We start from the raw sequence: 11,713 nt of genomic DNA, 5'->3' as shown, positions 1-11,713 counted from the left end.
GCCTCGCAGTGGGTTGTTAAGCCCCCCGCCCGCGACCGTCGCCCGGGCGGGGGCCCAACGCGCCCTCCCGAGGGGACGCCGTCAGCGCCGTCTTATCAGGACGACACTACCTCGGCTTTGCGCTTCCTGCTGACGAAGACATCGTCGATCAGGCCGTACTCCTTGGCCTCCTGGGCCGTGAGGATCTTGTCGCGCTCGATGTCCCGGCGGACCTCCTCCAGGTCCCGCCCGGAGTGGGTCGCGAGGATCTGCTCGAGCTGCTCGCGGATCCGCATGATCTCGCGGGCCTGGATCTCGATGTCGGACGACTGGCCGTAGGAGCCCTCGGTCGCCGGCTGGTGGATCAGGATCCGCGAGTTCGGCAGCGCCGCCCGCTTGCCGGGGGTGCCCGCGGAGAGCAGCACGGCCGCGGCCGAGGCCGCCTGGCCGATGCAGACCGTCTGGATGTCCGGCTTGACGAACTGCATCGTGTCGTAGATCGCCGTCATGGCGGTGAAGGAGCCGCCCGGCGAGTTGATGTAGATGCTGATGTCACGGTCGGGGTCGATCGACTCCAGCGTGATGAGCTGCGCCATCACGTCGTTCGCCGACGCGTCGTCGATCTGCACGCCGAGGAAGATGATCCGCTCTTCGAAGAGCTTGTTGTACGGGTTCATCTCCTTGACCCCGTACGTGGTGCGCTCGACGAAGGACGGGATGATGTAGCGGTTGTCCACCGGCATGACCGCGCCGGAGCCGCCCGCCTGGATCTGGGGCCGGTACAGTTCGCTCACTTGCTGTGCCTCCGATTCGGGATGTTGGGTCAGCTGACCGTGCCCTCGGAGGGCACCTGGTTGGCGCTGAGGACCACGTGGTCGACGAGGCCGTAGTCCCTGGCCTCCTCGGCGGTGAACCAGCGGTCCCGGTCGGAGTCGCGCTCGATCTGGTCGAGCGGCTGGCCGGTGTGGGTCGCGATCTTCTCGGCGAGCGTCTTCTTGACGTACAGCATCTGCTCGGCCTGGATCTTGATGTCGGACGCGGTGCCGCCGATCCCGCCGGACGGCTGGTGCATCATGATCCGGGCGTGCGGCAGCGCGTAGCGCTTGCCGGGGGTGCCCGCGCAGAGCAGGAACTGCCCCATCGAAGCCGCGAGGCCCATTCCGACCGTGACGATGTCGTTCGGGACGTACTGCATGATGTCGTAGATCGCCATGCCGGCCGTCACCGAGCCGCCGGGCGAGTTGATGTAGAGCGTGATGTCGCGGCGGCCGTTCTCGGCCGACAGCAGCAGCAGCTCGGCGCAGATGCGGTTGGCGATGTCGTCGTCCACCTGCTGGCCGAGGAAGACGATCCGCTCGCGCAGCAGCCGCTGGAAGAGCTGGTCGCCCAGGGGCAGCAGCGGCGCCTCGGCCACCCGCGCCTGGATCCGGGACGACTCGTCGAAAGTCGGAGGCATGCTCACCGGGTGTTCCTCCGGTCCTTTAATCGGTTCGGATGATTGGACATTAACGCGCCCGCGACCCCGCTTAAGCCCGAGGGCCCTGCTTTTCGCCAGGGGCGTACCGATGGCGAGAACGGGGCCGCGTCGCGTAGGAGCGGGCGCCCCGCGCCGTCCGGCCCACCTGGGGCGTGGCGGCAGGGCGACCAGGCCCGGGGCGGTGGGGCGGCCAGAGCCGGGCGGTGGGGCGTCCAGGGCCGGGACGGCGGGACGACCAGGGCCGGGAACGCGAGCGCCCCGCAACCCTGAGGGGTTGCGGGGCGCTCGGCGCGTCGGCCCCTCCTCGGTGATCGTCGGAGGGGCCTCGGCGGTGCCTCAGTGGCGGTTCAGGACGCCTCAGGCGTCCTTCTTGCCATCCTCGGAGTCGGCCTCGGAGTCGGCCTTGGCCTCGGCCTCGGCGTTGGCCTCCTGGGCCTCCTCGCGGTCGGCCTCGTCGGCGACGTCCGCGTCGGCGGCGGAGTCGGCGATCTCCTGCGCCTCCTCGGTGACGTCCTCGCCGGCCTCGACGGTCTCGCCGCCGTTCAGCTCGCGCTGGATGGCCTCGACGTCCAGGACCTCACCGGACTCGGTCTTCAGCACGATGTGCTCGACGATCAGGTTGAGGGCCTTGCTGCGCAGGACCTCGGAGACGATCGCCGGGAGCTGGTTGTTCTCGGTGAGGTACTGGGCGAGCTGCTGGGGCGCGACGCCCATCTGCATCGCCTGGGTGACGACGTACTCGCTGAGCTCCTCGTTCTCGACGCCCAGCTCCTCCTGGACGGCGAGCTGGTCGAGGACGAAGCCGCCCTTGACCGCGAGGGCCGAGGCGTCCTTGACCTCCTGGTCGAAGTCCTCCTCGGACTTCTCCTCGTCCTCGAGGTAGTCGGCCTTGGTCAGGCCCGCCATCTGCAGCTGCTGCTCGAGCTGCTGGTAGCGGCGGTCGATCTCCTGCTGGACGACGGCGTCGGGCAGCGGGATCTCGACCTTCTCCAGCAGGGCCTCGAGCGCCTTGTCACGGGCGTCGGACAGCTGCTGGAGGCGGACCTGGCGGCCCAGGCGGGTGCGGACGTCCTCGCGGAGCTCGTCGATCGTGTCGAACTCGGAGGCGAGCTGCGCGAACTCGTCGTCGGCCTCGGGCAGGTCCTTGACCTTGACCGACTGGACGGTGACGGTGATCTCGGCGTCCTCGCCGGCCTGCTCGCCGCCGACCAGCTTGGAGGAGAACGTCTTGGACTCGCCGGCGGACAGGCCGGTGACGGCCTCGTCCAGGCCCTCGATGGCGCCCTCGCTGCCGACCTCGTAGGAGAAGCCGGTGGTGGCCGCGTCCCCGACCGCCTCGCCGTCGATCTCGGCGGCGATGTCGATCGTGGCGAAGTCGCCCTTCTCGGCGGCGCGCTCGACCGTGGTCAGGGAGGCGAAGCGGTCGCGGAGGGTGTCGAGGGTCTCGGCGACCTTCTCGTCGGTGACCTCGGCGTCCTCGACGACGACCTCGAGGCCCTCGTACTCCGGCACCTCGAACTTCGGCCGGATGTCGACCTCGGCCGTGAAGGCGAACTTCTCGTTGTCGTCGAGCTCGGTGACCTCGACGTCCGGCTGGCCGAGGACGAAGATCTCCTTCTCCTCGACGGCGCGCCCGTACAGCTCCGGCAGGGCGTCGTTGACGGCCTCCTGGAGGACCGCGCCACGCCCCACGTACTGGTCGATCAGGCGGGCGGGGACCTTGCCGGGCCGGAAGCCCTTGATCCGGACCTGGCGCGAGATCTCCTGGTACGCCTTGTCGAGGTTCGGCTTGAGCTCGTCGAACGGAACCTCGACGGTGAGCTTGACCCGCGTGGGGGTCAGCTCCTCGACATCGGTCTTCACTGGGGTAGGTCTCCTTGATCGGGCACTGTCTCGGCCGCGGCGTTCGACGCGCTTGCTCAGCCTGTGTCAGTCTCTCTGGCTCGGGACGGGCGGGCACGCCGAAGGACCGGCTCCGCGCCCATGCGCGCCAAGTCTATGGGGTAACCGGGGGAACTGCGGACATCGGCTGGTCGTTCCAAGACCACGGTCCCCGGCATCCGGTCGACTCCCGACGTTACCAGGCACGACGCGGCGGCACGGGTGCCTCCGCCGCCAGCCCTCCCGCACCGCCCCACCAGTCGCCCCGCCCCACCGGCGCACCGCCCCACCGGAGTCGCTTCGCCCTCCGGCCGCCTCCGCCTACCAGTTCCGCTTGGTCGCCCTGGAATGCCGGACGACGGGCAGGGCGTCCTCCGGCCGTTCGTAGACGGACTGGACGGCGACCCGGCCCGGCCCGACGAGGCGGGCGAGGATGCTGCGGTTGCTGTACCGGTTGCCGAACAGGGCTCCGAGGGCGCTCCGGCCCACGTCGCGGGGGTATTCGAGGTGCAGGTGCGCCTCGACGGTCACGTCCCGGTAAAGAAGGGCGCTGGGCTGGATGAGCAGCGGCTCCCCGGGCGCGAGGTCGCGGACGAAGGTGTTCCCCGGCGAGTGCAGGAGGAGCAGGCCGGGGCCGTTCTGGGCGGTGAAGACGTCCCCGAACTGGCCCATGGGCCAGTGGCGTTCGCGGTCGTCGCCCTTGCGGGTGTCGTACCAGATGCCCGTGCTCGTCCAGTCGTAGGCGACGTTGCCCGTGGCGACGAGGAAGCGGTGTTCGCGCACCCACATGGACTGGCCCTGCTGGAGGGGCAGGACGACGATGTCCCCCGCGTGGTTGTCGGCGAGGGCGATCCGGCCCGGCCCCTGGCCGACGAGCATGATCAGCGGAAGCCCGGCCATCATGCGCTTCCAGCCGCCCTTGAGGCCCATGTTGGTCAGCTGGGCGGCGGGGTCGGCCCACAGGAGGTTCTTGTGGGAGAAGTAGATCCACTCGCCCGAGGCCAGCGCGAAGTCGGCGACCGGGACCAGCGTCCCCTCGATCTGGCAGCGGGACCGCCCGAACTGGATGTGCGCCATGTCGCGGACGGCGGGCTGCTTCGTCCAGCCGGACATGCTCACGGACGCGCGGACGTCCACGGGGGCGCCGCAGAGCGGGCAGGTGCGGGAGTTCGGGTCGCTGGGCTGGCGGCAGTAGCGGCAGACGTACCGGCCGCCCGTCCGGGGGGCGGGCTGGTCGCCGGTCGGGTCGTCGCTCGGGTTGCCGGGCTGGTTGCCGGGCTGGTTGTCGGTCATGGACGCCTCAGCCGGAGTGGTGGTGGACGTACATGGACTGGATGCCGACGCGGCCGGGACCGGTCATCTCGGCGAGGTACATGCCGCGCCGGAGCAGGCCGGTCTTGAGGTTCATCTGCACGGCCTGCATCTGGACGGTGGAGTCCTTGTAGAGGAATCCGCCGGGTTCGACGAGGATCTTCTCCCCCGGGCGCAGCATCCGCTCGAAGACGTTTCCGTAACCGTGCAGCATGAGCAGGCCGGGATACCCCTGGGTGACGAACCGGTCCATGTACATGCCGTTGCCGCCGTGCAGGATATTGGCCAGGCCCTTGATCCGGACGAACGAGTAGCCGATCGTGCCGGACGCCACGAGAAAGGCGTGTTCCCGCACGTCCAGCTCCATTTGGGGATGCAGCGGGAGCACGACCAGTTCACCCGGGGAGTCGCGGGAGAAGGCGACGCGTCCGGGTCCGGTCGCGACGGTGACGATGTGCGGCATGCCGGCGAGTGACCGCTTGAGGCCGCCGCCGGTGTTGTAGGCCGACAGCGGGGTGTGCTCGTCCTTCCAGAGCATCACGTGGTGCTCGAAGTAGACCGCGTCGCCCTGCCCGAGGGCGACCTCGGCGACCGGGACGAGTTCGCCCTCGACCTGGCAGGTGCTGTTCCCGAAGCGGAACTCGGTCATGTCCCGCAGCCGGGGCGCCTCGCGCCAGCCGGAGTCGCTGACGCGGTCCGCCTCGTTCTGCGGCGCGCCGCAGGTCAGGCAGCTGATCGTGCCGGGCGGGTTCTGCCCGCGGCACCACCGGCACTGAATTCTCTCCACGGCCTTCCCCGCCCCCGCCCTTACCCTTTTGGCTCCGCATTAACGTTGCGCTTACTTTTTATGCGGCCTGTTTCGTCGCCATTCGCGGGAAGAAGGTAGCAGGCACGGTTAGGATCCGTTCGGGGCTTTCCGGCGCAGTGGAGGGGACATGGCCTGGTTCGAACGGGAATTCATCGCGGTTCCGGATGAACGCAAGGGACAGCTGGTCTTCAAATGGCCGGACGTGAACATCCGCCGGTTCACCAAGGCGATCGTCAACGCCGACCAGGCGGCCCTGTTCGTCAACACCGGCCAGGTCGTCCAGATGCTGGGCCCGGGGCGGCACACGATCGACGCCGAGGAGCTGCCCGGCCTGGGCGCGGTGATCGACCGGCTGACCGGCGGGAACGCCTACCGCGCCGAGCTGTACTTCGTGCACACCCGGGAGTTCACCGGGATCACCTTCGGGGGGCGGATCGACAACGTCCAGGACCCGAGGAGCGGGCTGATCGTGACGCTGCGCGTGTTCGGCGACTACGCGCTGCGGGTGACGGACCCGGCCCGGCTGATCACCAACCTCGCCGGGACCGTGGACCTCACCGACTCCGAGGGCGTCGCCGCGTGGGTGAGCGACCAGCTCCTCAAGGCGATGCGGGCCGGGGTGACCACGCAGATCGTCCGGAACGGGTGGCCGATCCTGGGGCTGTCGGCGTACTCGGAGGAGATCGAGAACGCGGCGGTCACGGCCGGCAACGGCCAGCTCGCCGCGTACGGCGTGGCGATCACCCGCATGGGCAACTTCGACGTCAACCTGTCGCCCGAGGACGAGGCGGAGCTGAAGCGGCTCGCCCGGGACGTCCAGTACTCGCAGCTCGCGGGCGGGTTCAACAACTACGCGGCGGGCCAGATGGCGCTGGGCGCGGGGCAGGGCATGGCCCAGGGCGGGTCGGCGAACGCGGGCGCGTTCCTGGCCGCGGGGCTCGGGCTGGGCCAGCAGGCCGCGGCCGCGCAGCCCCAGCCCCAGGCTCAGCCGCAGGCCGCGGCGGCCGTCGTGTGCACGTCCTGCAACACGGGGAACGCGGCGGGGGCGAAGTTCTGCATGGGCTGCGGCCAGCCGGTCGCGCAGGCCCCGCACTGCACGGGGTGCGGGACGCAGCTGCCGGGCGGGGCGCGCTTCTGCGCCAACTGCGGCCAGGCCGCCTCCGGGTAGCCGCGCCGCCTCAGGCCGATCGCACGGCCTGACCCCGTGCCGCGAGGGCCCGACGTCCGGCGGGCCCTCGGAAAGACCAAGCGCGGACCGCGTGCCGACCACACGCGCTCCGCGCCTTCCCCAGGCTCCCGGGCCGTGTCACTCGGCGTCAGACGAGGACACGGCCCGGGAGCTCATTCTCACTTGCCTCGGCGGTCCTGCTTCGGGAGGCCCTTGTCGAGGCCCGCGCGGCGCAGGGCGTCGGCCATGGCGCTGTTGCCGACGGGGGCGCCGCCGCCCTGACGGCCGCGACCGCCTCCACCGCCGTTGCCGCCACCGCCGTTGCCGCCGTTGCCGCCCTGGCGGCGCTGCTGGCCACCGCCCCGCTGGCCCTCACGCTGGCCACCGCCACCGCGCTGACCGCCGCCTCGCTGGCCACCGCCACCGCCGCCTCCGCCGCGCTGGCGGTTGTTCGGGCGGTCGCCGGACTTCTGGCGCTCGGTCTCCTCCTCCAGGCGGAGGGTGAGGGAGATGCGCTTGCGCTGGAGGTCGACGTCCAGGACCTTCACCCGGACGATGTCGCCGGGCTTGACGACGTCGCGCGGGTCCTCGACGAACTTGCTGGACATGGCCGAGATGTGGACCAGTCCGTCCTGGTGGACGCCCACGTCGACGAACGCGCCGAACGCGGCGACGTTGGTGACGACGCCCTCGAGGATCATCCCGGCCTCGAGGTGGGCGAGCTTGTCGACGCCCTCCTTGAAGGTGGCCGTCCTGAAGGCCGGACGCGGGTCGCGGCCCGGCTTCTCCAGCTCGGACAGGATGTCGGTGACCGTGAGGACGCCGACCGAGTCGTCCACGAACTGCTGCGGCTTCAGGCCGCGCAGCGTGGCGGTGTTGCCGATCAGCGCCTTGATGTCGGTGCCCGCGGCGTCCAGGATCCGGCGGACGACCGGGTAGGACTCGGGGTGGACGGCCGAGGCGTCGAGCGGGTCGTCCCCGCCGGGGATGCGCAGGAAGCCCGCGCACTGCTCGAAGGCCTTGGGGCCGAGCCGGGCCACGCCGCGCAGGCCGTCGCGGGTGCGGAACGGGCCGTTCTCGTCGCGGTGCGCCACGATCGAGGACGCCAGGCTCTCGCCGATGCCGGACACGCGGGTCAGCAGCGGGGCGGACGCGGTGTTGACGTCGACGCCGACGGCGTTCACGGCGTCCTCGACCACGGCGTCCAGGGAGCGGGACAGCTTCACCTCGGACACGTCGTGCTGGTACTGGCCGACGCCGATGGACTTCGGGTCGATCTTGACCAGCTCGGCGAGCGGGTCCTGGAGGCGGCGGGCGATGGAGACCGCGCCGCGCAGCGAGACGTCCAGGTCGGGCAGCTCACGGGCGGCGTACGCGGACGCCGAGTACACCGACGCGCCCGCCTCGGACACCATGATCTTGGTGAGCTTGAGGTCGGGGTTCGCGGTGATCAGGTCGGCGGCGAGCTTGTCGGTCTCGCGGGACGCGGTGCCGTTGCCGATCGCGATCAGGTCGACGTGGTGCTCCTTCGCCAGCGCGGCGAGGGTGGCGAGCGAGGCGTCCCACTGGCGGCGGGGCTCGTGCGGGTAGATCGTGTCGGTCGCGACGACCTTGCCGGTCGCGTCGACGATCGCGACCTTCACGCCGGTGCGCAGGCCCGGGTCGAGGCCCATGGTCGCGCGGGTGCCGGCGGGCGCGGCGAGCAGCAGGTCCTTGAGGTTGCCCGCGAAGACGCGGACGGCCTCGTCCTCGGCGTCCTGGCGCAGCCGGGTGCGCAGGTCGATGCCGAGGTGGACGAGGATCCGGGTGCGCCAGGCCCACCGGACGGCGTCCTGCAGCCACTTGTCGGCCGGACGGCCCTGGTCGGTGATGCGGAACCGGGCGGCGATCTCGGTCTCGTAGCCGGTCCGGACGGCCGGGTCGGCTGTGTCGGCTGTGTCGGCCTCTTCCCTCTCCGGCTGGAGGTCCAGGTCGAGGACCTCCTCCTTCTCGCCGCGGAACAGGGCGAGGATGCGGTGCGACGGCAGCTTGGCGAACGGCTCGGCGAAGTCGAAGTAGTCGGAGAACTTCGCGCCCGCCTCCTCCTTGCCCTCGCGGACCTTGGCGACGACGCGTCCGCTGGTCCACATGCGCTCGCGCAGGGCGCCGATGAGGTCGGCGTCCTCGGCGAACCGCTCGACCAGGATGGCACGGGCGCCCTCCAGGGCCGCGGACGCGTCGGCGACGCCCTTCTCGGCGTCCACGTAGGCGGCGGCGGACTCGGCCGGGTCGTGGGACGGGTCGTCCAGCAGCAGGTTCGCGAGCGGCTCGAGGCCCGCCTCGCGCGCGATCTGGGCCTTGGTGCGGCGCTTCGGCTTGTACGGGAGGTAGATGTCCTCCAGCCGCGCCTTGGCGTCGGCGGCCATGATCTGGGCCCTCAGCTCGCCGGTGAGCTTGCCCTGGCCGTCGATCGACTCCAGGATCGCGGCGCGCCGCTCGTCCAGCTCGCGGAGGTAGCGGAGCCGCTCCTCCAGGTCGCGGAGCTGGGTGTCGTCGAGCGCGCCCGTCGCCTCCTTGCGGTACCGGGCGATGAACGGGACGGTGGATCCGCCGTCGAGCAGCTCGACGGCGACGCGCACCTGCCCCTCCCTGACGCCGAGCTCGCCCGCGATCCGTTCGGTGATGGGCCGCGGCTCGGCCTGCTCGGCGGCGTTCTGGCTGGTGACTGTCACGTGTCGGTTCGCTTCCTCTCCTGGATGTCGCCCGAGCATTGTCCAGGAACCGGGGCCGCTTGTCGCGTCAGCCCCGGTTCCCGGACGGTCTCGTCCCGCCGTGCGGGAGCGTGGCGTCAGCCCACCGGCATCCGGCGGGACGTCCGGTGCTCCGGCGCGGCGTTCTTCCGGGACAGCGGCCCGGGCCACCAGTTCGCCCGTCCGAGCAGGACCATCAGCGCGGGCAGGACGACGGTCCGGATCACCACGGCATCGATGAGGACGGCCACGGCGAGCCCGACGCCCATCTCCTTCATGTCCATCAGGCGCAGCGCCCCGAAGACCGCGAACACCGAGATCATGATCACGGCGGCGCTGGTCACCGTCCCGGCCGATCCGGCGATGCCCTCGGCGACGGCGCGGCGGGTCGGCATCCCGGAGCGGGCGGCCTCGCGGATCCGGCTGACGAGGAAGACGTGGTAGTCCATCGACAGGCCGAACAGGACCGCGAAGAGGAACAGCGGGATCCAGGCGACGATCGCGCCGGTGCTGCGGAAGCCGAGCGGCCCCTCCAGCCAGGTGTGCTGGAAGATCAGGACGAGCGCCCCGAACGAGGCCCCGACCGACAGCAGGTTCACCACGATCGCGGTCAGCGCGACGACCACCGAGCGGAACATCACGGCCGTCATCAGGAAGCTCAGGCCGAGGACGAACCCGACGACCAGCGGCATCCGATCGGACATCTGGTCGCCGAAGTCGACCGAGGCGGCGGCGTCCCCGCCGACCCAGTGCCCGGCGCCGGCGACCTTCCCGACGGTGGCCGGGACGAGGTCGTCGCGCAGTTCCGCGACGGCGGCGCGGGCCTGGGAGCTGTTCATGCCGTACGGGGTGGCGAGGGTGAGCATCTGGACGCGTCCGTCCGCCGAGGACCGGAGGTCCGGGCGCGGTCCGCGGGCCACGAACAGGCGGTCGCCGTCGACGCGGGCGGCGAGGTCGGTCAGGGCGGTACGGGCCGCGGGGGCCTGGTCCGGGGCCGTCCGGACGACGATCTGGTGCTCGGTCGACTGGTCGGGGAACGCGGCGACCAGGCGGTCGTAGACGCGCAGGGCCGGGATGGCGCGCGGGAGCTGGTCGGTGGTGGTCGGGCGCAGGTTCATGTCGAGCGCCGGGACGGCGAGGGCGAGGAGCGCGGCGACGGCCAGGACCAGCGTGATCACCGGGTGGCGGACGGCCGGGCGCAGCAGCGCGGGCCACAGGCGCGGGTTCTCGCGGGTCATGGTCAGGCGCCACAGCACCGGGACGCGCGGCCGGTCCACGCGCGGGCCGAGCTTGCCGAGGACGGCGGGCAGCACCGTCACCGAGCCGAGCATCGCGACGGCGACCACGACGATCGCGGCGGTCGCGAGGGAGGTGAAGATGACGTTGCCGGTGAGGAACAGCCCGGCCATCGCGACGATGACCGCGACGCCCGACACCACGACCGCGTGCCCGGAGGTCGCGGCGGCGATCTCGATGGCGTCCAGGTGGCCCCGGCCGCGCATCCGCTCCTCGCGCTCGCGGCGCAGGTAGAACAGCGAGTAGTCGACGCCCACGGCCATCCCCATGAGCATGGTCATGCTGCTCGCCGTGTCGTACATCGGGACGAGGTGGGAGACCAGCATGGTCAGCCCGGTCGCGCCGACGATCGCGGTGATCGCGAGCAGCACCGGGACGCCCGCGGCGATCAGCGCGCCGAACGCGACGATGAGGATCAGCAGCGTCACCGGAAGGCCGATGCCGTCCGCGCGGACCAGGTCCTTCTGGATCAGCTCGGACATGTCCTTGCCGATGGACGCGCCGCCGGTCTGCTCCACGCGCAGCCCGGGGTGCCTCTTCTGCACGTCCGCGGTCCGGTCGAGGAGCGGCTTGACGCGCTCCTTGGCGGTGAGCGGGTCGCCGGCCATGGTCGCCGGGACCATGAGGGCCGCGCCGTCCTTGCTCGGGATGGCCGCGCCCACCTTCGTGACCTGCGGGATCCCGCGCAGCGCGGCGGTGACCTCGGCGGCCGCCGCGTGCGCCTCGGCCTTGGGCAGCGGCCCGGACCGGGACGTGATCAGCACGTTCTCCACCGCGGGCGGGGTCACGCCGTGGGCGTGCGCAACGCGTCCGGCGGTCCCCGCCTCGCGCGCTGCCTGGTCGAGGTCGGTCGCCTTGTTCGTGCCGAGGGCGCCGCCGATGACCACGCAGGCCACCACGAAGACGATCCACAACCCGATCGCCCGCCAGGGGTGGCCCGCGCTCCAGCGGGCCACCCGAACCGTCACCGAACGCCTGCTCATGAGCGCGGCACCTTCCCGTCCGTCCATCGGTTCCTGTCGCCCGGCGGCTTTTGTCACCGAGCGACTCGATGTTCGTCCGGC

The 11,713-nt window shown here is 71.3% G+C and carries 8 protein-coding genes; 1 reads left to right on the top strand and 7 read right to left on the bottom strand.

All coding sequences use genetic code 11. The annotated features are described in order from the left end of the window. Positions 1-95 precede the first annotated feature (95 nt). The 5 genes from EBO15_RS08635 to EBO15_RS08615 all read right to left on the bottom strand — a co-directional run bounded on the left by EBO15_RS08635 (position 96) and on the right by EBO15_RS08615 (position 5,435). On the bottom strand, positions 96-773 hold the full coding sequence (locus EBO15_RS08635; protein ID WP_378238063.1) for an ATP-dependent Clp protease proteolytic subunit: 678 nt from the start codon (positions 771-773) through the stop codon (positions 96-98). Positions 774-802: 29 nt separating this feature from the next. After that, positions 803-1,435 carry a ClpP family protease gene (locus EBO15_RS08630; RefSeq protein ID WP_122193821.1) on the bottom strand — a complete coding sequence of 211 codons (633 nt, stop codon included), beginning with the start codon at positions 1,433-1,435 and terminating at the stop codon, positions 803-805. Positions 1,436-1,813: 378 nt separating this feature from the next. Beyond that, positions 1,814-3,319: a trigger factor gene (gene tig, locus EBO15_RS08625; protein WP_122193797.1), complete on the bottom strand. Its 1,506-nt coding sequence runs from the start codon at positions 3,317-3,319 to the stop codon at positions 1,814-1,816. Positions 3,320-3,658: 339 nt separating this feature from the next. Next, on the bottom strand, positions 3,659-4,630 hold the full coding sequence (locus EBO15_RS08620) for an AIM24 family protein (RefSeq protein ID WP_122193796.1): 972 nt from the start codon (positions 4,628-4,630) through the stop codon (positions 3,659-3,661). A gap of 7 nt (positions 4,631-4,637) precedes the next feature. Continuing rightward, positions 4,638-5,435 (bottom strand): AIM24 family protein, encoded by a 798-nt coding sequence (locus tag EBO15_RS08615; protein ID WP_122193795.1) that lies wholly within the window; start codon positions 5,433-5,435, stop codon positions 4,638-4,640. A 148-nt stretch (positions 5,436-5,583) separates the two neighbouring features. Between EBO15_RS08615 and EBO15_RS45845 the strand changes: the two genes are divergently transcribed. Then, positions 5,584-6,624: an SPFH domain-containing protein gene (locus tag EBO15_RS45845; RefSeq protein WP_122193794.1), complete on the top strand. Its 1,041-nt coding sequence runs from the start codon at positions 5,584-5,586 to the stop codon at positions 6,622-6,624. 179 nt (positions 6,625-6,803) lie between these two features. On the opposite strand, the gene EBO15_RS08605 is transcribed toward EBO15_RS45845, so the two are convergent. Both EBO15_RS08605 and EBO15_RS08600 read right to left on the bottom strand, forming a co-directional pair. After that, entirely contained in the window at positions 6,804-9,374 is a 2,571-nt protein-coding gene (locus tag EBO15_RS08605) for a Tex family protein (protein WP_122193793.1), read from the bottom strand. 77 nt (positions 9,375-9,451) lie between these two features. Continuing rightward, positions 9,452-11,632, bottom strand: coding sequence for an MMPL family transporter (locus tag EBO15_RS08600; RefSeq protein WP_122193820.1), 2,181 nt, complete (start codon positions 11,630-11,632; stop codon positions 9,452-9,454). Positions 11,633-11,713 lie beyond the last annotated feature (81 nt).

It is taken from the genome of Actinomadura harenae, assembly GCF_003696215.1.
Classification (GTDB): Bacteria; Actinomycetota; Actinomycetes; order Streptosporangiales; family Streptosporangiaceae; genus Spirillospora; species Spirillospora harenae.
This window is presented reverse-complemented; position numbering and strand designations above follow the sequence as displayed.